The 26,886-nt window shown below is 44.9% G+C and carries 14 protein-coding genes and 2 tRNA genes; 2 read left to right on the top strand and 14 right to left on the bottom strand.

Annotation, left to right across the window (positions count from 1 at the left end; genetic code table 11):
• Positions 1-81 precede the first annotated feature (81 nt).
• The 4 genes from dnaE to ACJV7B_RS01875 form a co-directional block, all read right to left on the bottom strand.
• Positions 82-3,648 (bottom strand): DNA polymerase III subunit alpha, encoded by a 3,567-nt coding sequence (gene dnaE / locus ACJV7B_RS01890; protein ID WP_419388838.1) that lies wholly within the window; start codon positions 3,646-3,648, stop codon positions 82-84.
• A gap of 45 nt (positions 3,649-3,693) precedes the next feature.
• Positions 3,694-4,761 (bottom strand): RluA family pseudouridine synthase, encoded by a 1,068-nt coding sequence (locus ACJV7B_RS01885; RefSeq protein ID WP_419388837.1) that lies wholly within the window; start codon positions 4,759-4,761, stop codon positions 3,694-3,696.
• A gap of 2 nt (positions 4,762-4,763) precedes the next feature.
• Positions 4,764-5,333 (bottom strand): signal peptidase II, encoded by a 570-nt coding sequence (locus tag ACJV7B_RS01880; protein ID WP_419388920.1) that lies wholly within the window; start codon positions 5,331-5,333, stop codon positions 4,764-4,766.
• Positions 5,334-5,428: 95 nt separating this feature from the next.
• Positions 5,429-6,757, bottom strand: coding sequence for a DivIVA domain-containing protein (locus ACJV7B_RS01875; protein WP_419388836.1), 1,329 nt, complete (start codon positions 6,755-6,757; stop codon positions 5,429-5,431).
• 382 nt (positions 6,758-7,139) lie between these two features.
• Between ACJV7B_RS01875 and galE the strand changes: the two genes are divergently transcribed.
• Positions 7,140-8,150: a UDP-glucose 4-epimerase GalE gene (gene galE / locus ACJV7B_RS01870; RefSeq protein ID WP_375169319.1), complete on the top strand. Its 1,011-nt coding sequence runs from the start codon at positions 7,140-7,142 to the stop codon at positions 8,148-8,150.
• A 56-nt stretch (positions 8,151-8,206) separates the two neighbouring features.
• On the opposite strand, the gene ACJV7B_RS01865 is transcribed toward galE, so the two are convergent.
• The 6 genes from ACJV7B_RS01865 to nrdD all read right to left on the bottom strand — a co-directional run bounded on the left by ACJV7B_RS01865 (position 8,207) and on the right by nrdD (position 15,914).
• Positions 8,207-8,279, bottom strand: a tRNA-Phe gene (locus tag ACJV7B_RS01865).
• A gap of 42 nt (positions 8,280-8,321) precedes the next feature.
• Positions 8,322-8,395, bottom strand: a tRNA-Asp gene (locus ACJV7B_RS01860).
• A gap of 98 nt (positions 8,396-8,493) precedes the next feature.
• On the bottom strand, positions 8,494-10,545 hold the full coding sequence (locus ACJV7B_RS01855) for an ABC transporter ATP-binding protein (protein WP_116794222.1): 2,052 nt from the start codon (positions 10,543-10,545) through the stop codon (positions 8,494-8,496).
• 2 nt (positions 10,546-10,547) lie between these two features.
• The gene (locus ACJV7B_RS01850; protein ID WP_116794223.1) at positions 10,548-12,422 is read right to left on the bottom strand and encodes an ABC transporter ATP-binding protein; all 1,875 of its coding nucleotides are present in this window, start codon (positions 12,420-12,422) and stop codon (positions 10,548-10,550) included.
• Between the two features lie 187 nt (positions 12,423-12,609).
• On the bottom strand, positions 12,610-13,317 hold the full coding sequence (nrdG, locus tag ACJV7B_RS01845) for an anaerobic ribonucleoside-triphosphate reductase activating protein (protein WP_308582867.1): 708 nt from the start codon (positions 13,315-13,317) through the stop codon (positions 12,610-12,612).
• Between the two features lie 221 nt (positions 13,318-13,538).
• Entirely contained in the window at positions 13,539-15,914 is a 2,376-nt protein-coding gene (gene nrdD / locus ACJV7B_RS01840; protein WP_419388919.1) for an anaerobic ribonucleoside-triphosphate reductase, read from the bottom strand.
• A gap of 461 nt (positions 15,915-16,375) precedes the next feature.
• Between nrdD and ACJV7B_RS01835 the strand changes: the two genes are divergently transcribed.
• Complete coding sequence (locus ACJV7B_RS01835; RefSeq protein ID WP_004127651.1) at positions 16,376-16,798, top strand: DUF3052 domain-containing protein; 423 nt, start codon at positions 16,376-16,378, stop codon at positions 16,796-16,798.
• Between the two features lie 96 nt (positions 16,799-16,894).
• On the opposite strand, the gene ACJV7B_RS01830 is transcribed toward ACJV7B_RS01835, so the two are convergent.
• The 4 genes from ACJV7B_RS01830 to ettA all read right to left on the bottom strand — a co-directional run.
• Positions 16,895-18,685, bottom strand: a complete 1,791-nt coding sequence (locus ACJV7B_RS01830; RefSeq protein WP_419388918.1) for a DEAD/DEAH box helicase — start codon at positions 18,683-18,685, stop codon at positions 16,895-16,897.
• 259 nt (positions 18,686-18,944) lie between these two features.
• Entirely contained in the window at positions 18,945-24,869 is a 5,925-nt protein-coding gene (locus ACJV7B_RS01825) for a MiiA motif-containing surface protein (protein ID WP_419388917.1), read from the bottom strand.
• Positions 24,817-24,975 carry a hypothetical protein gene (locus ACJV7B_RS01820; RefSeq protein WP_419388835.1) on the bottom strand — a complete coding sequence of 53 codons (159 nt, stop codon included), beginning with the start codon at positions 24,973-24,975 and terminating at the stop codon, positions 24,817-24,819. The genes ACJV7B_RS01825 and ACJV7B_RS01820 overlap by 53 nt, the downstream gene beginning before the upstream one ends.
• A 323-nt stretch (positions 24,976-25,298) precedes the next feature.
• The coding region (gene ettA / locus ACJV7B_RS01815) for an energy-dependent translational throttle protein EttA (RefSeq protein ID WP_419388834.1) at positions 25,299-26,886 on the bottom strand (1,588 nt) is incomplete at its 5' end.

Raw genomic sequence — 26,886 nt, 5'->3', positions numbered from 1 at the left:
TTCGTTGTTTCCTCCCCTTTCAATGTAACTTCTTAAAGCATATCTAGTTTTATATTTTACCAAATTAATACTGCATATTTTTTACGCGCTCGGCAAACAATTGGATCCAAATACGATTTTCATTTCCGCAAACAGCGAAGTGTCACGCTTAACGCGGAAACGGTCGCCAAAAGTAAGAACTTGCGCACGTCCAGAATCGTCAAGTAAAGCCAAACGCACTTGGCAGCACCCAGGGTGACGGCTCAAAATATTGCTCAATTCTTCCACATGACCTTTATCTAAAGCTTTGCGCGGAACCACAATAGTTATTGGTCTTTCGTCCACTGATTCCAACGTTGGCACTTCAAATTCGGTTGCGCGCATAGACACAGTTTCATCACGCACTTCAACTTGTCCGCGAATACGCACAACCTGGTCAATTGCAAGCTCTTGAGCCGAAGCTTCGTAAACTTTGCCAAAGAACATGCATTGTATTGAGCTTTCCATGTCTTCAACTGTGACTATTGCCCAAGCGTTACCTTTTCGAGACACTCGCCTATCTACGCTTGTAACAAGACCCGCGATTGTTACTTGTTGGCCGTCGCTCATAGTTCTTGCGCGGTCAATCAGTTGAGCAATTGACATTTCTCGTAAATCTGCCAAAACTGCAGACAATCCGCTTAGTGGATGATCAGAAACGTACAATCCTAACATTTCTCGCTCAAAATTAAGCTTCGTTTTTTTATCCCACTCTTCAACATCCGGCACAGTGATTTGCATATCTCCCAAACCAGTATCGTCCGATGAGTCAGAAGACGAGTCAATGTCGGCAAATAAATCAAACTGACCTTCTGCCTGCTTGCGTTTAAGCGCAATCACAGAATCGATTGCAGGGTCGCAAATTTGCAGCAACGCACGACGGTTTGGATCAATCGAATCAAAAGCACCAGCTTTAATAAGAGATTCCACTAGGCGACGATTAAGTGCGCTAATTGGCACGCGCTTTACAAAGTCCATAAAGTTTACGAAACGTCCGCGTCCAGCTTCACGCTCAGAAATAATATCGTTTACAGCCTTGTCTCCAACGTTACGAATAGCGCCCAAACCAAAGCGTACAACATCTCCAACTGCAGAATATTCAAGAACGGACTCGTTAACATCCGGCTGCAAAACTTGAATACCCATGCGGCGCGCTTCGCCCAAATACAGTGCAGTTTTGTCTTTATTCGTGCGCTCGTTTTGTAGCAAAGCTGCCATAAATTCAACAGGATAATGCGTTTTTAAGTATGCCGTCCAGTAAGAAATTAATCCGTAAGCTGCAGAGTGAGCTTTGTTAAACGCGTAGCCGGAGAACGGAACCAAAACATCCCACACAGCTTGTGCAGCTTCTTCAGAATATCCGTGCGCTTTCATACCTTCAAAGAATGGAACTTGCTCTTTTGCCAGCACTTCCGGCTTCTTCTTGCCCATTGCTCGACGCAAAACGTCTGCCTTACCAAGACTGTAGCCCGCTAAAATACGCGCAGCAGACTGCACCTGCTCCTGGTAAACAATAAGACCGTAAGTTTCGTCCAAAACTTCTTTAAGAGGCTTTTCAACTTCCGGATGGATTGGAATAATATCTTGCAAACCGTTCTTGCGCTTAGCGTAATTCGTATGCGAATCCATATCCATAGGACCAGGTCTGTAAAGTGCAATCAAAGCCGAAATATCGTTGAAATTATCCGGTTTTAGGGTGCGAAGAAGCGCGCGCATACCGTCGGAATCAAGCTGGAAAACGCCTAAAGTATCTCCCCTAGAAAGCAGCTGATAAGTAGCTTTATCGTCCAAAGGAATTTTCGTATAGTCGATCGGATCCTTTCCATTATTTTTAATATTTCGCAAAGTATCGCGAATAACTGTCAAATTGGAAAGCCCCAAAAAGTCCATTTTTACAAGACCGAGTGTTTCGCAAGTATGATACTCAAATGTTGTTGTAATCGTGCCGTCAGTGCGCTCAAGAAGCGGCGAAGTGTTTGTGATTGGCTCCGAGCCCATGATTGTTGCACAAGCATGCACACCAGTTTGACGAATCAAACCTTCAATACCTTTTGCTTCTTCCGTAATACGATGCGTATCTGGATCCGTATCGTACATTTCGCGAAACTCGCGCGCTTCAGCGTAACGCTTTGATTTTTCGTCGAAAATATCGTGCAAGCTCATATCTTTGCCGTTTTTAGCAGGAGGAAGAACTTTCGTAATTTTTTCGCCTACTGAAAACTCGTATCCCATAATACGTGCGGAATCTTTAAGAGCCTGCTTAGTTTTAATAGTTCCGTAAATAACGCACTGAGCGACCTTATCCCTACCGTATTTTTCGCCAACGTATTCAAGGACTTTTGCTCTACCATCCGGGTCAAAATCAACGTCAATATCAGGCAAGGATACGCGCTCTGGGTTTAAGAAGCGTTCAAAAATAAGGCCATGCTTCATAGGATCAAGCTCAGTAATGCCCATTGCGTACGCAACCATAGCACCTGCAGCAGAACCACGACCAGGTCCAACCATTACACCATGCGCTTTAGCCCAGTTAATATAGTCTGCAACAACCAAAAAGTAGCCGCAGAACTGCATTTGACAAATCACACCACACTCGTAGTCAGCCTGCTTTAACACTTCCATTGGAATGTTGTTGTTGTAACGACGCTCCAAACCTTCCTCAACTTTTTTAAGGAATAGCGAAGTCTCATCCCAACCTTCCGGGCAGTCAAATTGCGGCATAAAAGCGCCATCTTCGCCGTCGTCGAACATAACATTGCAGCGTCGAGCAATCTCAAGCGTATTGTCACAAGCCTCTGGAAACTCTTTAAAAAGCTCGCGCATTTGCTCAGCGGACTTCAAATAGTATCCTGAACCGTCAAACTTAAAACGGTCAGGATCGTCTAGGCGCGAACCGGAATTAATACAAAGCATAGCATCTTGAGCTTCGCGATCCTCCTCGTGAACGTAATGCAAATCGTTCGTAGCAAGCAGCGGAGCGTTAAGCTTTTTTGCAATCTCAAGCAAGTCTTTAGTTACGCGCGTTTCGATTGAAAGCCCATGATTCATAAGTTCAATAAAGAAATTGTCGCGACCAAAAATATCCTGAAACTCTCCGGCTGCACGCAAAGCCTCATTGAACTGGCCTAATCGAAGACGCGTTTGAATAATTCCAGAAGGACATCCTGAAGACGCAATTACGCCTTTTGAGTAGGTTGAAAGCACATCTTTATCCATACGTGGGTAACGCATTACACGGCCTTCAAGATTTGCAACAGACGAAGCTTTAAGAAGATTTGTTAAGCCTTCATCGTTTTGCGCCCACAAAGTCATGTGTGTAATTAAGCCGCCGCCCGAAACATCGTCTGCACGCTGATCTTCCGTGCCCCAATGCACGCGGCTTTTATCTTGTCTTGCGGTTTCAGGAGTAACATACGCTTCAATACCAATAATCGGCTTAATTCCGGCTTTTACAGCGGTGCTCCACATTTCGTACGCGCCGTGCATGTTTCCGTGATCTGTAATAGCCACAGCCGGCATGCCCAACTCTTTAGCACGATTAACTAAATCAGGGATTTTTGACGCACCGTCAAGAAGCGAATAGTGCGTGTGATTGTGCAAATGTACGAAGTTGGTTTCCGGCTGAGTCATAAATGATATTCTATAAGCGAAAGCTGACCTAAAAATGCAAAAACGCTACTTTGATAATTCTCGCATAGCTTCTAAAGCGTGTTGTAAATCAGAAGGATAATTCGACTCTACTCTAATAATTTTGCCCGTTCTAGGATGCGTAAAAATAAGCTCCATAGAGTGAAGCCACTGCCTTGTTAAACCAAGCTTTTTAGCCAAAACTGGGTTCGCTCCATACATTGAATCCCCTACCAAAGGATGACCAATAGACGTAAAATGCACGCGGATTTGATGAGTGCGCCCAGTTTCCAAGTTAACACTTGCTAAAGTTGCTTGACCGAAACGTTCAAGAACATCCCAATGCGTAACAGCAGGTTTTCCATCTGGCGTGATTGTGAAACGAAAATCCGAAACTTTTGCGCGACCAATAGGAGCTTCAATTGTTGCTTTATTTTGCGTCAAGTCGCCTTGCACTAGCGCATGATAAGTTTTTTTAACAGTGTGATTAGCAAACTGCTTTTTCATTTCTTCATACGCTAAATCTGTTCTACAAACAAGCATTAGGCCGCTTGTGCCAGCATCAAGACGACTTACAATACCACGGCGATTTTCGTCTCCAGCAGTATGCGAAATACTAATTCCACGCTTTTCTAAAGCCTCTCCCACTGTTGGGCCACACCAGCCTTGAGCTTGGTGAGCAGCCATTCCAACAGGCTTATCTACAACTACAATATCTTCGTCTTTATAAGCGATTTTCATGCTTTGTTCGATTGCTTGATTTTGTAGTTGTATTTCTATTTGATTATTTTGTTGGTTATCTTTCAGATTTTCTAGTTGATTTTCTAGTTGATTATCTATTTGAATATTCTGCAGATTTTTTTGCTGGCTTTCGTCTTGAAGCGCATCATTTTTGCAACTATTTTCAGCAAAATCTTCGCCAACTAAATCATCGAATATTATTTCGTCGCTACTAAGCAAAAGTGCGGATTTATTTGCTTTACGATTAGCAATATGCACGGTTCCGTTAGAAATAAGATCGCTTGCTTTTGAACGCGAAATATTGCGTAATTTTGAAACTGCAACGTCAAAACGGCAACCAACTAAATCTTCAGGAACCGGCATACTGCTTTGCATAATTAATTGTTGCTTTCGGAAGTATTTTCGGAAGTATTTTCGGAAGCATTTTCGGAAGCGCTTTCGTAAGTGCTTTCGTCATCACTTTCGCCAGGCTTAAACGGCGTTTCAAACAAAATCAAACCAACAAACCAAATGCCTGCAATAGCAAGAATAATATCTGCAACGTTGCCAACTGACCAACCGTAGTTAATAAAGTCAACAACTTTGCCGTCCAAAAAATGCTCGGCATAAATTGCGCGATCAATCAAATTGCCAAAAGCGCCGGAAAATGCTAAAGACAGCACAATCGTCCACTGCAAAGATTTTGTGCGACGAACTGCAGCAAGCATAGCTACACAAGCCAAAATCGCCACTATGCTAATAAAACTAGTTAATCCAGAGCCTAGACCAAACGAAGCACCGCCATTTCGCACAAGCGAAAGCATTAAGGAATTAGGAATACAAACAATCTGCTTTCCGTACTGTAAAGCGCTAAGAGCCCACAGTTTGCTAAGACGATCCACAACAAGCCCAACAATAACAACAAGTGCAAAAACGGCTGCGCGAGTACGCAGCCGTTTCACACGCACATCTCTATGCGTCAATTTTTATCCGATCTGTAAATAAAAACAGCATCTGCTTAAAACGCACAAACATTTAAAAGTTACGCGCTTTAAGAAGAAAACTACTCTTGCGTATCCTCATTGGAAGCTTGCTTCTGACCAAGAGCAGCATACGCGTTTTCGTCAGAAACCTGAGCAACCAACTGACCAAGGAAGTCAGTCAAGCGAGTGCGATACTCAGTCTCAAACTGCTTGAGGCTCTGAATATTGCCTTCAATAACCTGAGTCTGCTTCTCAAGATTCTCGCGCACCTGACGAGCATAAGCGTCGGCAGCGGTGCGTGTTGTAGAATCATAGTCTGCAGCGCGGTGCTGTACTTCGGACTCGTACTGATCAGCCTGATCGTGAGTCTGCTTAGCATAATCATCAGCAGCCTGACGAACCTTACCAGAGTAAGCATCAGCCTCATTGTGAGCACGAGCAGAATAAGAATCAGCATCGCCACGAGTACGAGTAGAGTAATCATCTGCATCGGCACGAGTTTGCTTATTGTACTCATCTGCCTCAGAACGAGTACGCTCAGAATACTCATCAGCTTTAGCAATTGTTTCGTTATAACGAGCTTGGCTCTCTTCAACAATCTGCTGAGCCTTAGCCTTGCCCTTATCAACGTACTGATCGTGCAATTGCATTGCAAGAGTCAACATAGCAGTTGCGCGCTCTGGCTCAGAACCCTGGGCATCAGCACCAGCGCCAGCAATCTTCTGCAAGCTACCAGTTTCAGTATTTGGCTCCATCTTAGAAACTTGTTGACGAAGCTGCTCTTCACGCTGACGAGATTCTTCAAGCTGCTTAGAAAGCTCCTGAACCCTAGCGTTTTCCTGCTGGGTAACAACAAGCTGCTGACGAACAGTTTCAAGCTCACGACCCAAGTTTTCGCTATTTGCACGGAAGTCATCGCGCTCGCGAGTAACAGCTTCAAGTTCCTTCTGAACCTGATCTGCGTTATCCGCCTTAGCGGTTTGAGCAGTAAGCTGATCAACCTGAGCACCCAAGCCATCCAGCTGCTCCTTAAGCTGCTGGTTTTGAGCGGCAAGAGCACGGTTGCTTTCTTCAGCTTCACGCAACTTAGTTTCAGTTGCCTCAAGCTTTTCAGCAGATTCATTAGATTCGCCCTGCTTCTTAGCAGCGTTACGCAACGTTTCATTTTCTTGAGTTAAGGACTCAACTTTAGAAGTCAACTCAGCAATCTTGGTATTCAAGCCCGCAACATCGCGGCCGAGGGATTGTGTGGAAGCACCAAGTCCCTGCACTGCCTGCTGACCAAGCGCTTCTATTGTTTCTGTAACTTGATCGAGAAATTCGTCAACCTCGTCAACGTCATATCCTCCCTTGAAACGTACAATCTGGAAGGTATGCTCTCGAATGTCCTTAGGCGTCAACAGAGTCATATGCTTTACACCTCGCTTTTGGGACGCATCTCATTGATATATATCTATTCGATGCTATCACGTACGCAGAAAATTAGGGCAAATAATGCGAAAATTTATGCGCAAAACGCCGATTTTATAAAAAATTACGTATAACTCTCTCACGTTTGGAGCGCTACACAGCCTCAAACGCTCGCACTATAAGCACTCGCTTACGAAACTCGCGTTGGAAGTCCACTGGACTTCCAACCTAAGCGAGTTTCCGCTCCGAGTTGCCTTCGCGCGCTACGCTTTAAGCGCTCCGGCAGGTCGTCGCGCCAACGCGAGATAACCTATAGTTCAGTTTGGCGAGATATAATTGCAGAGATTATACAAAGATACAAAATATTAGGAAAGGTCAATAATGACTGTTCTTGTTACAGGCGGATGCGGTTACATTGGAGCACACGTAGTTCACGCCTTACATAAAATAAATCAGAATGTTGTTGTAGTAGACGATTTAAGCTACGGAAAGCCTACTAGAATCGAAGGCGCTCGACTTTATGGCATGGATATTGCATCTCCAGATGCCGGAGCACGTCTTGCGCAAATTATGAAGGACGAGAATGTTGATTCCGTAATTCATTTTGCTGCCAGAAAGCAGGTTGGCGAGTCCGTTGAAAAGCCGCTTTGGTATTATCAGCAGAATATTAACGGCATGCTGAATGTTCTTGAGGGCATGAAAGATAGCGGAGTAAAGAAGCTAGTATTCTCGTCTTCCGCAGCAACTTACGGCGTTCCACCTGTTGATGTTGTGCCAGAAGACGTTGTTCCTATGATTCCAATCAACCCTTACGGACAAACTAAGCTTTTTGGCGAGTGGATGGCGCGCGCTTGCGAGCACACTTACGACATTCGCTTCTGCGCACTGCGTTACTTCAATGTTGCAGGCTGCGGTCCGGTGGAATTAGAAGATCCTGCAATTTTGAACCTGATTCCTATGCTTTTTGAACGTTTGCAGCGCGGTAAAGCTCCTGCTATTTTTGGCGACGACTACCCTACTGCCGATGGCACTTGCATTCGTGACTACATTCACGTTTCGGATTTGGCAGACGCTCATCTTGAAGCGCTTAAGTATTTGGATCGTGACGAACGCAAGTACGACGCTTTTAATGTTGGAACTGGTAAAGGCACTTCCGTTCGAGAAATTGTTGAAGAAGTACGAAAAGTTACAGGCCTTCCATTTAAGGAAACTGTGATGGATCGCCGAGCAGGAGACCCTCCTCAGCTTATTGGCAGCCCGAAGCGCATTAATGAGGAAATGGGCTGGTATGCTCGCTACGATGTAAAAGATATTGTGGAATCTGCTTGGGCAGCTTGGCAAGCAAATCCTGAACATCATATTGACGTTGAATCGTGGAAGCAGATTGACTAGTAGACTGACTAGATAAAGCAAAACGCGCGACAAAACTGCCGCGCGTTTTTTGTTTGTGGCTCCGAGCGGGATCGATCCGCTGACCTAGCGATTTTCAGTCGCTCGCTCTACCAACTGAGCTACAGAGCCATGATGAATAAAAAACCCGGCGAACCGGGCCTTTACTAATCGCGACCCCGGCCGGACTTGAACCGGTGACCTCCGCCGTGACAGGGCGGCGCTCTAACCAACTGAGCTACGGGGCCGTGGCTTATTCTCTCGAACAGCCGAGTCACTATCTTACAGAATCCTCGCCAAAAAGCAAGTGCTCAGCTCTTTCGGCGTGTTGCCCACAAATAAAACGCTACTCAAGCTCAATCGCGCCAGTGCAAAGCTGATAATATTCACCGCGCTTAGCTAACAACTCCTCGTGAGAACCACGCTCAATAATTTGGCCGTGATTCAAAACCATAATCACATCCGCATTGCGGACCGTAGAAAGCCTGTGCGCAATTACAAACACAGTGCGCCCTTCCATAAGCGAATCCATGCCGTGCTGCACTAAGGCCTCAGTATGAGTATCGATTGAAGAAGTTGCCTCATCCAAAATAAGCACCGGCGGATTTGCAACAGCCGCGCGAGCAATCGCAATAAGCTGCTTTTGACCTTGCGAAAGATCTTCTCCTCCGCCAGTAAGCTCCGTATTATAACCATCTTTAAGTTTAGAAATAAAAGCATCAGCATGAGCTAATTTTGCAGCATTAACACAATCTTCATCGCTAGCCTCTAGGTTTCCGTAGCGAATATTATCCATTATTGTGCCTGTAAATAAGTTCACGTCCTGAAGAACTGTGCCAATAGCGTAACGCAAATCCGTTTTTAGAATATCTCGCACGTCAATTCCGTCGTACAAAATCTGACCGTCGTCAATATCGTAAAAACGCGTAAGCAAATTAGCAATAGTAGTTTTGCCAGCACCCGTAGCACCAACTAAAGCAACTTTTTGCCCCGGCTTTGCAAACCAAGTAATATCATGCAAAACAGGTTTTTTGGAATCGTAGCCAAACACAACATCTGTAAAGCGCACGTCGCCTCGAAGCAAAGTATAGCGGCCATCCTTAGAAGTGCGAGCATCTCGCTTTGCATGGCACACAATCTCTTGAGCCATTTCACTTAAGTTTTGAGCGCGCTTTTTAGCTTTAGTGCCATTATCTTGCTTTGACCTTTTCCAAGCCCAATAAATATTGCTTCCTTCAGATTGTTCGTCTACTTCTTCAAGCACATCAAATGCTGATTTTTCTCCAAGATCTTCAGCAGACTGAAGTACACGCACTTTAACTAATTGCACACTGCCAGAATCAAGTTCTGGCTTTTCATCAAGTAACTCAAAAATACGAGAAGCTCCTGCAAGAGCCATCATAAGTGCGTTAGCTTGCATTGTAATTTCGCCAATAGGGTTAATAAATGCGCGCGAAAGTGCCAGCAAAGATATAAGCGTACCCAATGTAAGAGTACTAGATCCAGATAATCCCAGCGTTGGCAAACCAGCTGAAGCAGCCCACGCACCAAGTAAAGCAATTAATACATAAAGCAAATAGCTTGCATTACTAATAACAGGCATTACGTTATTTGCATAAGAATTCGCACTTGCAGAAATTTTTTGCACTTTTTCTATGCAATTATCTAATTTTTCAATAGAATCTGTCTCATGATTAAAAATTTTAATCACTTTGCTGCCTGTTGCAGATTCTTCAACAAACTCATTTAACTCGCCTAATGCATGCTGGAATTGCTCAAATAAACTGCCAGATTTCTTTAGCATAAAACGCACTAAATAAAGCAACATTGCAGTAAATATAGCTACAAAAACTGCAACCGGAAGCGATAAGCACATAATAGATATAAACGCTGCCAAAATCGACATTAATGCAGAAAAAGAGTCCGGAAAAGCCCACGAAATTGCCTCACGAAGAACCTCAGTATCGTTTGTGTAACGGCTCATAATATCGCCGTAACCTTGAGAATCTAAGTAACGCAATGAAAGCTTCTGCTGATGCTTAAACATAGAATCTCGCAAATCACGCATAACACTTTCAGATATATTCGCAACAAGCCTGCTCCAAAGCCAAGAACAAAACACACCAACAGCGTAAACACTTGCCATCAGAATAATCATGCGAACAAGAGGCGTCCAATCCTGATTATGCTTACCGACAAGCGGAAGAATATACGAGTCAACAAGAGATTGCAAAAACACTGCACTTACAGCTTGCACGATTGCGCTAACTATTATTGATGCAATAATTACGCAAATTTTAACTCGATACACAAGCACATAAGAGGCAAGTCTGCTAAGAGTTTTCCAACTAATAGCTGAATCATTTTTAGAAGAGTGAGCCGTTTTATTATTAGCCATTGTTATTTAGCTCCTTCTTCTTTAGTTGCGCTAGTTATTCGACTTTTTTCTTGAGAAACCGCCATATTTCTGTAAATTTCACAAGATTTAAATAATTCATCATGCGAACCGTTAGCAACAACACGACCATCTTTAAGAACAACAATAATATCCGCATGTTCGATTGAAGATATGCGCTGAGCAACGATAATTTGCGTAGAATCAGGCATAAACTTTTTCAAGCCATCGCGAATTTTACTATCCGTTTTCATATCAACCGCACTCATCGAGTCGTCGAGGATTAAAATTTTCGGCTTCCTCAAAAGTGCGCGCGCAATGCACAAACGCTGTCGCTGACCACCGGAAACATTCTTACCACCCTGGTCAATATGCGTATTGTAGCCGTCTGGTAAATCTTTAATAAACTCATCAGCACAAGCAATTTCGCAAGCTTGACGCAAATCATTATCGCTTGCTTCCGCCCTACCCCAGCGAAGATTTTCTGCAATTGTGCCACTAAACAAAATATTTTTTTGTAGAACAACACCAACTTCTTCACGCAAACTAGAAGAATCATAATCGCGAATATCTTTTCCGCCTACAAAAAGAGCGCCAGAAGTTACGTCATAAAGTCTTGCAATTAATTGCACTAAACTTGATTTTCCAGATCCCGTTGCACCAACAATACCAACAGTTGCTCCAGAAGGAATAGATATATTTATATCATGTAAAATTTCCTGTTCTGCTGGAGTGGATTCATCTGTATTATCTGATTGAGGATAGCGTAACGAAACATTTTCAAAACGCACAGAAGCGTCAGAAAGCTTTGTAAGTGGATGCTTGGAAACAACTTCAGTATTTCGAGATTGCAAAACATGTGAAATACGATGCATCGAAGCTCGAGCTGTTAACGACATTACAAAAACTGCAACTAAATTCGCTAAAGCAAACAAAATTTGCAAAGCATACACTACTAATGCAGCAAGATTTCCCGTTGTTAAACCAAAAGCAGGATTATTTCCTGAAGCCACAATTTCGTGCGAAGCCAACCATGCAATAAGCAGCATGCCAGAATAAAAACATAAGTTAAATAAAGGAATACTACAATTTAACACATACTCAGCTTTAATAAAATAATCATAGATTTTATGTGAAATACGCGTAAAACGACTTATTTCATAATCAGAACGCACATAAGACTTTACGACGCGAATATTATGCAAATTCTCACCAACTCTATTATTCATCTCGTCAATCATTCGATAAATTCGAGAAAATGCTGGAGCAACTATACTAGCTCCAACAGCGCCAATTGCACCAATAATAGGCACAAATGAAAGAAAAACCCACGAGATGGCAGGGCTAATTGAAAAAGTAAACCACCAAGCAGTGATGATAATCATAACGCTGCGAATACCAGAGCGAATAATCATTTGGTAAGCAAATTGCACATTTGACACATCGCTAGTCATACGCGTAACAACAGTACCGCTAGAAAACTTATCTAAATCAGAAAAACTTAAACTTTGCAAGCGTGAAAACATGTTGTGGCGCAAATTTTTACCAAAACCAGCACTAGAATGAGCGCAACAAATACCAGAAATAACGCCTGCAATCATTGCGATTGCAGCAAAAATAAGCAATTGCAAACCATAATATTGCACAGATTCTTGAGAACGTGACATAATACCAAAATCAATAAGATTTGACATTACTGTAGGGATCTCAATTTGCATAGCAGCTTCAACGAGAATAGTAACAGCTGTTAAAACGCCAAGAAAACGATACCTTTTTAAAGAACCTAGTATCGTTCGAAGTGCTCGAGGGGCATAATCTTTTTTATGAGAATCTTTTTTTGATTCATCAAACTTACTTGGCTTCTCAGACTTCTCTGCCATTCTTCCCCTACTCTAAATTAAATACTTATTCTTTAATGATATCACTTTTGAATATAAGGCAGGCAGGGGTTAAGTGAACCAAGCAGCAAGAAAAGCCTGGTAAATTCCCCGCGTTTGGAGCGTTCAACACACAACAACACTCCAAACACGAGAAACTTTGCTCACATTTGTGGTTAAATTTAGGGATTTATGAAGCATCGCCTTCGCCTTGCACGCGATCTTTTCCGTAAATCGACGGAATAAAACGCTCCTGATCGTGAAGCTTTTCCCAAATTACAGGAGGATCGTGCGGATTTTCCAAAGATTTCGGCACGTCGATAATACGTTGATTACTAGAGCCGCGGAATTGCAGCAGCGAATCGTGCAAATCTTTAATATAACGTCCGTCAACAAGAATATCAATATATTGCAGAAGCTCAAGCTTATCAGGCGTCTCCCCTGGACGCATAAGCTCTTCCCACGTGTATCCAGTCCAACTCCAAATATCTTTAGTATGACCAAATTCGCTTCTAATACGCTTGCAAAGAGGCAGCAAAATACCAGTATTAAGCAGCGGCTCACCACCCAACAAAGTCAAACCTTGCACATAAGGTTGCGCCAAATCCTCAATAATCTGATCTTCAAGCTTTTGAGTATAAGGGTGGCCTGCGCGAAAATCCCAAATCGACTCGTTATAACACTCAACGCAATGGAACGGGCAACCGGAAACGTAAAGCGAGCATCGAATACCCTCGCCGTCGGTCATCAAAAAACGCTTGTAATCGGCAATCATGCCCTGACTCATGCGCTCGCTAGACCATTGGCCAGCGCGAGGATTATTAGAAAGTGAGGTAGGAATCCACGGCCCACGATTCACATCTGCAGGCGCAAAATCATGCAAAGTAATGCGAGCCATATCCAACCCCCTTCAAAACCAAATAAGCAACTAAAAAATAAACAACCAAAATTTGCGAAAATAAAATAAATCCAGCCGCTAGAAAGTGCAATCACAAAACGCAATCAACATTCTAACGGCTAGATTATCACCAAACAACAAACACAAGAAAAGCTATTTATCTATCTTAATTATCTATTCAACTTATTTTACTAAGTTTCAACATAGTTAATTAGCTAAGATTATTTTGCTTCCTCGTACCATTCACGAGATTCGCCATTATCCAGCGTCACGTGACCAGTTTCGCCAGACATGTGCTTTACGCGGTGCGCAATCTCCTCGTGACGACCATGAACCATTGGGCGCTGAACAGGATTGCCCAAGTAGCCGCAAGTACGCTTAGTAACATTGCACTTATCTGGGTCACTATTGCCGCACTCTGGGCAGCGGAAGCCTTCCTTCGTTGGCTCAAAATCGCCCTGGAATCCGCAAACGAAGCAGTGATCAATAGGCGTATTCGTACCCAAGTAGCCAATGCCAATCTTATAAGCGTAATCCCAAACAGCTTCCAAAGCCTTAGGATTTGCTTGCAAGCATGGGAACTCGCAGTAGTTAATAAAGCCGCCGGAAGCAAGATACGGGAAGTCAACCTCGTAGCTAAGCTTCTCCATAGGAGTTGGCTGCAACCAAACCGGATAATGGAAGGAATTAGTGTAGAAGTCGTGATCGGTAACGCCTTCAATGCGGCCGAACTTCTGACGATCCATGCGGTTAAAGCGGTCAGTCAAAGACTCTGCAGGAGTTGAGTAAACGGAATAGTGGTAGCCTTCCGCCTTCGACCACTGCTGGCAAAGCTTATTCATGCGGCGAACCAAAGAAAGCGCAAACTGCTTGCCATCCTCATTCCAGCTGTGATCCTTCATCCAATCCTTGCCGAAGAACACTGCCGTAGTCTCATACAAGCCAATGTAACCAAGCGAAACCGTAGCACGCTCATTACGGAACAGCTGATCAACACTCTCGTTAGCTTCCAAACGACCAAAAGCACCGTAGCGGAACAGAGTTGGAGCGTTCACAGGAGTTGCCTGCTTGCAACGCATAATGCGGAATCGCAAAGCCTGGTGAGCAACTTCCATACGCTCGTCAAAAAGCTTCCAGAAGCGAGTCACATCGCCGTGAGATTCAAGAGCAATACGCGGCATGTTAACCGTTACAACGCCAAGATTCATGCGGCCGTCTTCAACATCCTTACCAGTCTTTGGATCAATCCAGCCCTGAAGGAAGGAGCGGCAACCCATAGGAGCCTTGAAGGAGCCGGTAATCTTAACAATGTTCTCGTAGAACACAACATCTGGATACATGCGCTTAGTAGAGCACTCAAGAGCCAGCTGCTTCAAATCGTAGTTCGGGTCACCTGCGTCGGCGTTTACACCGTGCTTAATAGTAAACACAAGCTTAGGGAAGATAGCAGTATGACGATCCTTGCCGAGGCCGCGAATACGATTCAGCAAAATAGCGCGCTGAATTTCGCGAGCAAACCAAGAAGTACCCAAGCCAAAGCCAACAGTTACGAACGGAGTCTGACCGTTAGAAACGCGGTTGGAATTAATTTGATATTCCATAGTTTGCATAGCGTCGTAAATAGCTTTACGCGTCATAATCTTTGCATAAACTTCGCGAAGCTGATCAAGCTCACTCAATTTCTCATCAAAAGGAGTGTCAGCAGGAAGCGGATCTCTGTCTGAGCAGTGAAGATTCTTAGGCTCCTGAGCCTTCAAACCGTCAATCATATCCTTCGCAACTTCAATCGGCGTAGAATCTGGAATCATAGCGTGGGCCATTGCCAAGTTCTTCTCATAATCGCACTTAGCGTAAGGCTCAAGCATTTCGTCAGCGCGATTAACAGTCTGACCACCGTATTGCGCGCCAGCAATATCCTTAATAATCTGCGTAACCTGAGTTGCAGCAGTGCCAATAGACTTTGGACTATCCATCATTGCGTTACCAAGCGCAAATCCCTTAGCAAGCATATCGCCAAAATCAGGAAGCGAGCAGTTGCTCATGCAAGTAAATGGCGAATAATCAGCGTCGTGGAAGTGAATATCACCCTTCATATGCGCGTTAGAAACCGCGTGAGGAAGCATAGAGAAGGCAGAAGCCTTAGAAACAGCGCCTGCAAGAAGATCACGCTGAGTTGCGTAAACGTTGGAATCCTTATTTGCATTTTCGCGCACAAGCGTTTCGTCGCGATTCACAAGGCGATTAACAGCTTCGTTAATATCGGTAGCCTTTGCGCGATCAATATCTCGGTTCAAACGGTAGCTCGTGTAGCAGCGCGCAACCTCGTAAAGATGATTTTCAATAAGTCCGTGCTCAACCAAGGTCTGAATATCCTCAATTTTTGCTGGACCATTGTAACGATCTTGAATTTCAGCCTCAATACGATCCGAAATACCGCGAATCATCTGCTCTTCCTGAGGACCGACTTCCTTACCTAAGTCCTTAAAAGCAGCCTTAATAGCCATAATGATATTCATCGAATCGAAATCAACTACGCGACCATCGCGCTTTTCGACCTGCACGCGGGAAACTGGAGCTGCAGCTAAGTCATCATCCATGCGAATTGCTGCGCTCTTGGCGTCAGTTTCTTCCAAAACCTGCATCGGTACAGACCTTTCTCATAACACTGTTCTTCTAACTGTTCTCTCGCTGCAAAAGCATTATTTTCGCAACGACTTGCTCTACTATAACTCAACTCATGCCCAATATCTAGGGAAAAACGCAAAGATAACAAACTATATATAGTGATTTATTTCACATTCGCAATTTTTGAGGCGTGTCGAGGAGGAGGTAGGCTTGATTGCTGGCGTGTTAAGTTTCTTTGGCGAAATGTGAGCAAACTAATCAAAATAAAAGAAACTATGCAATTAAGCTGCGGGTGGGTGCGTAGATAGGAGTGATTGGCGTAGCGTGTGCGGCAGCGCTAATGTTAGTGTTCTTTAATCAACAGAAACTAATGTAAGTGCAATACACGCCGTTATGGGCGCTCACTTCGTGACGCTTTGATATATTGAGTCACGTGGAACAGATAGCTTTTCAGCATGCACAGGAATTCGGATTCCAACCAGGAGACATTGTGCAACAATGGCTCTGGGACGACGATGTTGACGAAACAATTTGCGAAAGTATCGAACAGCTTACCGGCGAAGAATTGGTAGACGAAGATTACGATGCTGCTGTTGATGGCGTAATTATTTGGTGGCGTGACGGCGACGATGAAGACGAGCTTGCGGACACCATTATGGATGCCACAAATATGCTTGACGACGACGCTCCTATGTGGGTTCTAACACCTAAGCCTGGACGCGAAGGTTCCCCAAGTTCTAGCACCGTGCAATCTGCAGCAAAGACGGCCGGAATGAACGCCGCAACGCCTTTAACTGTAAGCGCAGATTGGAACGGAATTCAGTTGCGCGCCTTCGGTAAAGGTCAGTCTAAGTAAAACTGAGCAGTTTTGGTCGAAATCTTACGAAAAAACGACCTAAACTACTCACTCTTGCGCTGTTTAGGTCGGAATCTTACGAAAAAACGGCATAAACTACACACGATTGCGCAGTTTTGGTCGCTTCACGCTCTTCGACATGTTGTTGTGATCACGCCCACGGTTATTTACACGTTCACGACTAGATTTACGCTCGGATTTACGCTCTACTTTGCTCTCAGTTTTATGCTCGGATTTGCGCTCTACTTTGCTCTCAGCTTTACGCTCGGATTTACGCACACCACTGTGACCATGCCCACCGTGTCCGCGCCCGCGCCCTCGACCGCGACCTTTGCGCTTCTGCTGCTCCGGCTCCGGCATACTCCAGCCTTCCTGAAGCTCAGCAGCCTGCCCCACAATCTCATCTAAAACAGGCGATGCAGGATTTACATCTTCCGCCTTAGCATTAATTCCGGCTCGGCGAAGCATAGTGTGCGCCGCGCGCTTCTGATTAGGCAGCACAAGAGTAACAACATCGCCTTCCTCGCCTGCACGAGCGGTACGGCCCGAACGATGCAAGAACGACTTCGGATCTTCCGGCGGCTCAGTTTGCACAACCAACGCAACGTCACTAATATCAATGCCTCGCGCAGCAACATCCGTCGCAACAAGCACGCGCACTAAGCCTTCTGAAAACACAGCCAAATGACGATCTCGCTGATTTTGCGACAAATTACCTTGCAAATCAACCGCAGGAATACCCTGTTGCACAAACTTTTTCGCCATATTCTTCGCCTGATACTTCGTGCGCGTAAAGAATATGGAACGCTTGCATCCGGAAGCTAGCTTGCGCAAAACCTCGTACTTATCCCCCGCAGACACGGCAAAAATGTGGTGAGTCATAGTGTCAACCTGCGAATCAGCATCGTCAACCGCATGAATCACAGCGTTAGGGAGGAATCTATTTACAAGAGTGGAAACTTGCTTGTCGAGCGTGGCGGAAAACAGCATGCGCTGACCGTTAGGATCCACCTGTTCAAGAAGTCGCGTAACAGCCGGCAAAAAGCCCATATCAGCCATTTCATCGGCCTCGTCCAAAACGCTAACCATCACTTTTTCAAGAGTCAACGCGCCCTGCCGAATCAAATCTTCCAAACGACCAGGGCAAGCGAGCACGATTTGCGCGCCCTTCTTAAGCTGCGATACTTGACGCTGGTATCTAACTCCGCCATACACCGTCACCGTGCGCATTCCGTAAGCCGCTGCAAGAGGAGCAATCACATCGTCAATTTGATGCACAAGCTCGCGCGTTGGAGCCAATATCATTGCGCGAGGAGCTGGAATATCGTCACTTTCGTTTTTACGACTATTTTTTCCATTGTTGATTAAATCAACGAAATTTTCTGCTAAGCGCGCAACCAGCGGAATAGAAAACGCTAAGGTTTTGCCGCTTCCTGTGCGGCCACGGCCTAGAATATTCGCACCTCGCAAAGAATCCGGAAGCGTGGCCTGCTGGATTGGGAAGGCCGTGGTTTTGCCATCCTCACGCAATACTTCTACAAGAGGATCCGGCACGCCAAGCTGCGTAAAAGTTACGTCGTCGCTGTAATTTTCGCGCGATTCGATTGCAGAATCTGGAATAATTACTGAATTTTTAGAAGATTTATTGTTTTTAGCGAAATCTCTTTTACTATTTTCTTTTTTAGCGAAATCTTTTTTAGCGAAATCTTTTTTAGCGAAATCCTGCTCAGCCTCGCGAATTGCAGTCTCCTCGTAGCGTAAAGCTTTCTGACGCGCCTTTTCACGCGCCTTTTCCGCCTTACGATTGCGCTCTCTGCGCGCATTAAATTCGTGATTATTCTTCGCGCCTCGCTTTTGATGAGACGCAGCATTATGAGTATGCGGCACAATAGCCTTTCGTAAAATATGTGTATTCAAAACTTAAATTTCAAACCGTGAACTAACTGAGCCTAGCACACGCGCCGCACAATCACGGCAAATGTTTCAAAAAAGGGTAAACAGCAAAAAGCCCCACCGTGAAGAATCACAGGCGGGGCTTTATTTTTACTTATGCGATTAAGTAAGCTTGCTAAACGCATGCCAGCTTACGAAATTCGTGCGATTTTCGTAAGCTTTCTAAAGCTTTGCAGGCTTTGCAGCCTCTCGCCTAGTTGTTGCTATGGCGAGAAGTACCGCGACGCTTACTCACGAAGAACGCAGCACCAGCAGCAGCAACAGTAGCAAGCAAGCCAATCACAGACACGTTGCTACCAGTCTTACTCAGCTTAGAAACACCACTCTTCAACACCTGAGCGCGCACAGAAGCACGCACCTGAGCCGCATGAGCCTTAGCAGACGCCAAAGCCTTACGAGCAGCAGAAAGCTTCTGAGCCGCAGCATCAACCTGAGCCTGAGTTGCGTTAGGATCAGCAGCAACCTTCTTAGCTTCAGCCAAAGCAGTATCCAAAGCCGCCTGAGCCTTAGAAACTTGAGCATCAGCCTGCTTCACAGCCGGATTGCTCTCAACCGCAGCGTTCACAGCAGCAGAATTTGCGCCATTAGCATTATTGGCGTTGGAAGCATTACCAGAGTTTGCACCAGCACCAGCGTTTGTGTTACCAGCATTGCCAGCTCCAGCATTACCAGGCTGAGAATCAGCTTCAGCACTATCAATCTGAACGTTCAACTCGCCCTTATCCACAGTAGTAGGCGCATTATCATTCACACCAAAGCCAGCGCCACCAGGGACTGGGCTTGGAGTTGGAAGCGGGTTCACATCATTATCAACAGAACCATAACCACTCAAAGCTCGAGCCGCAGAACGCAAAGCCTCAAGAGCAGCATTAACATCATCCTGCGTGGCAGATGGGTCAGCATACACTGCGCGAGCCTTAGAAAGAGCCCTATCGTACGCGAGCTGCTTATCCGAAGGCGAAACAATGTAAGACATGCGACGGCCGATAGTACTATCCAAAGCAATCTCAGCAGCCAAATCCGTCTTATCAACAGCAGCAGGAGTTGGGGCTGGCGTTGGCTCTGGAGCACGGCCGTTGAGCTCGTTATAAGCCTTCTGCAAAGCCTTCAAAGCGGCATCCAAAGCCTTCTGCTTAGCTTCCTTTGTGCTAAGATCTGGCTGCTGAGCGCCAGGCTGCTGACCGCCTTGGCCGCCAGGCTGAGCCTGAGTCTTACCAGTTAGCTTATCGATAAGATCCTTAGCATCCTTAAGAGCCTTATCGTACGCCTGCTTCTTATCAGTATCAGCATTGGTGTACCTTACATTAGCCTTAACATCGTTTTCCTTATCAATCTCAGTCTGCAAAGGCTTAGTGTCTACACCGTCAAGCGCCTTACGCGCATTTTCAAGATTCTGGAGTGCAGTGTCAACCGCCTGCTGAGCTTGCGCTTCTGCCTCAGGAGTACGAGGAGTAGCGTTCGGATCCTGTTGGTTTGCATTATCATCTTTAGCAGTCTTCAATGCGTTTTCAGCATCAGTAAGCGCCTGATCAAACGCCTGCTTCTTCTCTTGAGAAGATGTGTTGTAGATAGGGTCACCAGGTGTAGCCGGCTTAGTGGAATCGTTAGGATCAGCTTGCGTTGGCTTAAGCTTAGAGTCGTTATCTACTTCAGCCTGAAGCGCATCGGTATTAACGCCTGCACCCTTAACTTTGTCATCAATGGCCTGCATGGCCTTAAGAAGATCTTTGTACAGCTCATTAACCTGATCCGCATCCTTGGCGTCGCCATTTGCCTTATCAAGAACATCCTTAGCAGCTTTGTGAGCGGCGTCAAACGCATCCTTCTTAGTTTGATCGGCGAAATTCTTGTATGTCTTTCCGTTGGAGAAATCATCAGCTGTCTTTTTCAGCTTCTCAAGGCGAGCCATAGCAGTATCGGTTGCAGTGGCATTTGCGAGCGCGTCGTCGATGTCGTCAGAAGTTGTACCGTCATCATTGGTGTGATTACCAGCATCAGTGCCATTGATGATCGCCTTGAAAGCATCCTTCTGAGCATCATTAAGATGCTTGAAGTCATCAATCTTCTTTAGAGCATCATCAATCTTCTTAGCTTTCAAATAACGATTAGCGATAGCAGTCGGGTCGCCAGACTTAGTTGCAGCCTTGATGTCCTTCTCTGCCTGCTTCTTTTCTTCGTCAGAAAGATTGCTATTTTTAATGAGCTCAATCTGCTCTTTCTTTTCCTTCTCAAGAGCGGTCTTATTGTCGTTCTCTTGCTGTTTTTTGTTAGTATTCTGCGCGTTAGTCACCTGAGTGTTGATGTCTTTAAGCGCCGCACTAATATCAACACCATCAAGAGCAGACTTGATTTCGGATGGCTTCTTAGCACCCTTGACTGTTCCTTGAGCTGTGGTGATTGCATTCTTGGCCGCTTCAACCTTATCTTTAACAGCATTCTTCTGCTCTGCAGTCAAGCCATTTTCAGCATCTGTGAGCTTCTGCAAAAGCGCATCAAGCTTGGCATTAGCTGCAGCCTTGGCGTTAGCCTCATTGATTTCGTTCTGGCGCTTGGCTGCGTCAAGAGCCGTGTTGATACTATCAGCTGTAGCATTGTCTGCCTTCAACGCGTTATCCAAAGCAGTGAGGGTTGCATCCTTACCAGGAGTTCCTCCGAGCAATTCGTTAAGAGCAGCATCATCAGCATGAGTATCAGCGGTGTTGTTCTTATCGCCCGTGCCATGATCGAGGAACGGAAGAGCACCCTTCTTGATGTCATTCTGCAATGCACCCTTGGCATCATTAATAGCCTTGGCCTTCTCGAGAATCTTCTTTACAGCTTCAGGAGTTTTAGCACCTTCTGGATGTGCTGGTGTACTATCACCGTTAAGCTCAGCCTTTAGATTAGCCTTATCATCATCTGAAAGGTTTGGCATGTTATTGATGGTATTCTCAGCGTTGGTCTTGTCAGTTTCAAGCTGTTGTTTTTGCTTCTTGTCGCGCTCTTCCTTATCCTTTTTCTTTTTATCGTCATCAGCTTGCTGCTGAGCAGTAGTGCCTTGCTTGTTGTTGTTAATTTGTCGCTGAATAGCAGGATCAGAAGTGTTGTTCTTATTCTTCTTGGCCTGCTCATTGGCGTTATTCAAAGCCGTGTTGACGCCGTTTGCATCATGAGCATCGTCAACCTGCTTCTTGAACTGCTTCTTCTGCTCAGGCGTAAGGTTTGGATTGCGCTCAATCGCTTCCTTCGCCTTTTCCTTCATCTTATCCAGCTTGCTCTTCTCGCCTGGCTTTGGAGCAGGCTCTGGCGCAGCCTTCTTCGTGTAAGTAGGCTTAACCGTAAATGTGGTAGTGCCATCGCCATCTACAACAACGATTCCATCCCTGCTTACGCTCTTAATCTTGGTGACGCCGTCAGCGCCAACCTCCATGTACACAGTGCCTTGCTTTGGAGTAAGGTTTGTAGGCAAGGTGATATCACTTGTCGAAGTGACATTTACCGTATTTCCGTTATCGTAATTTGCCTCAATGAATGCCTTTATTGCAGCTTTGAGGTTATCATCAGTCAGGCTGTCTGGATTATCAACCTCAACGGTAGGTGTATTGAAGACGTGATTTAACTTTTTTGAATCAATAAGCTTTTGTATGATACCACGAAGATTCTTAATTATTGTTTCACGTTGAGAAACATCAGTCTCATTCTCATTTATATTATTGATTTCACCAGGGTACTTAGTTGGATCCTCAATACCAGCCTTCTTGAAGTCTCTGTTCTTCAATCCATCACTAATCTTTTGATTCCACAAAGCCAAAGCCTGCTTCTTCAAATCAGCAATTGTAGTATCTTTTGAAACAGAATTCTTGTCATACAGACTGTCATGATTGATTGAATACTCTTTACCCCTATTGTTCTTAACAACAATATCACCGCTAGCATTTACGCTGATTGTAGTAATTCCAGAGCCATCTTTTGCTGCAGTACCAATACCGCTTGTACCCTGCTTTGGCGTCCAATTTCTTCCGCCAGTATAACTATCAGAGCTGCCATCAACAGAAGCATTATTCCAGTTAGATTCAATAAACTGTTTAAGTGCACCCTTCTTTTCGGCGTCTGTTGGTGTTTCACCAGCTATTGGATACTTTTTTATAATAAATACGTGTCCAGCGGAATCTGGACCAACTGTAGTAGTTTGCTGATTTGGATGCTGATTTGGCTGTTTTACAAAGAACATGCCCATTGGATAAGTTTTCTTAGATGTGTACCCTTTTACACTAAAAGTAACTTGACCAACACCACTATTATCAACACTATATTCAATAGTTATATCATCTGCATTTATTTTATTTTTAGTCTTAGAGTCCTTAACATAACTCTTCAATTGACTCTTTAATGCGTTAAGTTTATTTGCATTGTTTTGCTGCTGAATCTCGCTCATACTTGTCTTGAAAGGATCAAAACTAACAGGTGTATTCGTAGATTTAGCTTCAACAATGAACTCTTTTTCGGCCTCTTGAGCAGGAGGTTCTGGAGCTTGCTTCTTCTTTTCCTTAAGGAACTGCCATGCGTCAATAACTGTTGTGGAGCCATCTTTCCAGGTGATGGTTACATCGCCAGTGGTCTTATTAACCTCTACAGGTGCGTTATTACCATTCTTTTCCTTTGATTCATCATAAGGAGTGATACCCTGATTTGCCGTATCAAAAGCAGATACTATCTTATTTATTTCGTCTTGCTTAAGCGACTTCAGATTCTCAACCTCAATCGCATCAGGCACAACGTAAGGCGCCCAATCGGCGATAGTTGCTCCCTGATACACGAGTTCAGACGCAGGAATTTCAAACTTGGAATCATCCTTGTATGTAATAACAAGCTTTGTGCCGCCATCAACCGTCGTGTCATCAACAAACTTGATGCCGTCAGGGTCAGATTTCACATTATCATTAAAGTTCTTATTCTTTTCGTTCGCCTTCTTAAACGCCTTAAGAACTGCTTCTTTATCATCTTTTGTCAGCTTAGACGGCTTCACCACAGGCGTGCGATCTGGCATCTTTGGCTTATACTTATCGCTATCGGATTCGTCTTTTGCAACAAGAATGCTTGCAGGAATTGTGCGCTTAGTATTGTCCTTAAAGGTAATAGTTGCAGAACCGTTATCATTTACAACAATGCAATCTTGATCGTCTTTAACTAATTTATCAAACAGAGTTTGAGCACCAGCTTCACCGCGGTTTGCATCCTCAATAGCCTGCTTAACTTTACCCTTTTCGTCATCGTTAAGCTTCTTAAGATTCTTAACAAGTGTCACAGCAGGATACTTAAGCGTCAAATGATCCGCAATCTTTGGCGTATTGTGCTTTTGACCAGCCGCATAATGCCAATTACCAGCAAAACGGTAAACACCAGCAGCAAAACGAAGCGGATGCTCATCGCGCTTTTCCCACGCATCATCCGTCATTTCGGCGACGTAGGTCATGTCATAATAGCGCGTACCTGCAGACTCCCAGTCTACGAAAATACCTTGCAGACCAGCTGTGTCATTCTTATAATCGTCCCACTGCTTTTCAGTATTACCGACTTTGTCGTAACTTCCACCATTAAGACCAAGCAGCTGCTTCCAGCCCTTGCTGGCAAGCACTTTACTATCCTTAAAGTAGAAGTTGGAAATATTATTCCAGTCTTCCGGCTTATTGTAGGTCTTCTGCGACACTATGCCATAGCCATCGGCATTCGTAAACTTAAACTGCGAAGAGCCTGCAGGCTTAAATGGCTGATTTCCGCGCTGATTAGTCAACTTTTCAACGCGCGTATAAGTAATATCCTGAACGTCCTGCAAACCTTTTGGAACGCCAAACCACCACATTGGGCGGAATCGCCAGTCGTCGGCTGTACCGTCCTTTTGGTCGCAATTAGAAAGATAATGAACGCGAACAAACTTGCCAAGCGGATCTTTGCCTGTCGTACCGCCCGCCTTAGCATTCTTAAGCGTATCGTAATAATCCACCTCAATGTGGAAACGAGCTTCGCTATAGCTTGCGTCTGTTTTATAACCGTAGTAAATGTTGTTGCCAGTGCCGTCTACATAACCGTCAGCATATGCAGGAGTAGAAACGAATACCCCCCCCCCCGAGCACCATAGCACCTGCAAGCATAGCCGCGCACACGCTCTTAGAAATAGGTGCATACTTAGCATTTTGAGCAGACTTTACTAAAGCAGCAAAATTATTCGCTTCATTAATCTTCTTCATTTTTTCTTCACTCCGTTTATTCGACTATCACTGCTTAATGCGTATTTCGGCAGCAGTAGAAAAATTAGCGTTTATAACAATAGTCTTCAACCGCAGTATAAATGCTTTGGTTATAACAGTTATAACATTGGTTATAATTTTGACTATAAGCCAAATGACTTAATACTGCGGTTGAAAATAGTACAGTGTGTATAATACTCAAAATTTTATACATTTCAAGTATTACAATTCTGTGACTTTCGTCACTTTATGCGCAAATCAGCAAATCAGATAGTAAGCAACCCGACGAGTACATAACACGCCGCGTAAGCAAAATCAGCAAATCAGCGCGTAAGCTTCCTGTGCAAGCGATGCGGACGAGCAGCTTCCTCACCCAAGCGCGCAATCTTGTTTTCTTCGTACGCTTGGAAGTTACCTTCGAACCAGTACCATTTTGCAGGATTCTCGTCGTCGCCTTCCCACGCAAGAATATGCGTAGCAACTCGGTCAAGGAACCAGCGATCGTGCGAAACCACAACAGCGCAGCCTGGGAACTCAATCAGAGCATTTTCCAAGCTTTCCAAAGTCTCAACATCCAAATCGTTCGTAGGCTCATCGAGAAGAAGTAAGTTTCCACCCTGCTTAAGCGTCAAAGCCAAGTTCAAACGGTTACGTTCACCGCCGGAAAGCACGCCAGTAAGCTTCTGCTGATCCGAACCTTTAAAACCAAAGCTTGCAACGTATGCGCGAGTAGGAATTTCAACGCCTGCAACTTCAATAAAATCAAGTCCGCCGGAAACAGCTTCCCACAAGTTCTTGCTTGGATCCAATCCTGCACGATTCTGGTCCACGTAAGAAATCTTCACAGTGTCGCCAACAATAAGCTCGCCGCCGGAAAGCGGCTCCAAGCCAACAATCGTCTTAAACAGCGTAGACTTACCAACACCGTTCGGGCCAATCACGCCAACAATACCGTTACGCGGCAAAGTAAACGACAAGTCGTCGATTAGCACACGGTCGCCAAAAGCCTTGTGAATATGCTTCGCTTCCAAAACTTGCGAACCCAAGCGTGGGCCTGCTGGAATCTGGATTTCGGAAAAATCAAGCTTCTTAGAATTGCGTGCTTCCTGCTCCATTTGATCGTAGCGTTCCAAACGAGCCTTGTTCTTTGCTTGGCGAGCCTTCGGCGAACTACGCACCCAATCAAGCTCATTCTTCAAACGCTTAGCAAGCTTGGCATCCTTAGCGCCCTGAATTTCCATACGCTTGGCCTTGGTTTCCAAGTACGTGGAATAGTTGCCCTTGTACGGGTAAAGCTGGCCGCGGTCAACTTCGCAAATCCACTCTGCAACATTGTCCATAAAGTAGCGGTCGTGGGTAACAGCAATAACAGCGCCCTCGTACTTGTGCAAGAACTGTTCCAGCCAAAGAATTGACTCTGCATCCAAGTGGTTCGTAGGCTCGTCCAAAAGCAGCAAGTCTGGAGCTTCAAGCAGAAGCTTGCACAATGCCACTCGCCTGCGCTCACCACCAGAGCACACAGAAACAGGAGAATCCGGGTCTGGGCATTGCAAAGCATCCATTGCCTGCTCAAGCTGCGAATCCAAATCCCAGCCGTTTGCAGCATCAATTTCAGTCTGCAACTTGCCCATTTCTTCCATTAACGCATCAAAATCAGCGTCAGGATTGGCCATTTCTTCGCCGATTTGGTTAAAGCGCGCTACTTTTTGCGCAATCTCACCAAACGCCATCTTAATATTTTCGCCAACTGTCTTAGTATCGTCCAGCGGTGGCTCCTGCTGCAAAATACCTACCGTATAGCCCGGAGTCAAAGAAGCTTCGCCGTTTGTAACATTTTCCAAGCCGGCCATAATTTTCAGCAGCGTAGACTTACCCATGCCGTTCGGGCCAACAACACCAATTTTTGCGCCC

This window comes from Gardnerella bretellae (assembly GCF_048545135.1).
In the GTDB taxonomy this organism is placed as follows: Bacteria; Actinomycetota; Actinomycetes; order Actinomycetales; family Bifidobacteriaceae; genus Bifidobacterium; species Bifidobacterium greenwoodii.
Note: the sequence above shows the minus strand (reverse complement) of the source record. Positions and strands in the feature narration are given on the sequence as shown.

Coding starts and splice junctions, on each gene's coding strand:
- dnaE (WP_419388838.1), bottom strand. CDS start 3,648: ATGACTCAGCCGGAAACCAACTTCGTACATTTGCACAATCACACGCAC.
- ACJV7B_RS01885 (WP_419388837.1), bottom strand. CDS start 4,761: ATGCAAAGCAGTATGCCGGTTCCTGAAGATTTAGTTGGTTGCCGTTTT.
- ACJV7B_RS01875 (WP_419388836.1), bottom strand. CDS start 6,757: ATGACTCTGTTGACGCCTAAGGACATTCGAGAGCATACCTTCCAGATT.
- galE (WP_375169319.1), top strand. CDS start 7,140: ATGACTGTTCTTGTTACAGGCGGATGCGGTTACATTGGAGCACACGTA.
- ACJV7B_RS01855 (WP_116794222.1), bottom strand. CDS start 10,545: ATGGCTAATAATAAAACGGCTCACTCTTCTAAAAATGATTCAGCTATT.
- ACJV7B_RS01850 (WP_116794223.1), bottom strand. CDS start 12,422: ATGGCAGAGAAGTCTGAGAAGCCAAGTAAGTTTGATGAATCAAAAAAA.
- nrdG (WP_308582867.1), bottom strand. CDS start 13,317: ATGGCTCGCATTACTTTGCATGATTTTGCGCCTGCAGATGTGAATCGT.
- nrdD (WP_419388919.1), bottom strand. CDS start 15,914: ATGGATGATGACTTAGCTGCAGCTCCAGTTTCCCGCGTGCAGGTCGAA.
- ACJV7B_RS01820 (WP_419388835.1), bottom strand. CDS start 24,975: ATGAAGAAGATTAATGAAGCGAATAATTTTGCTGCTTTAGTAAAGTCT.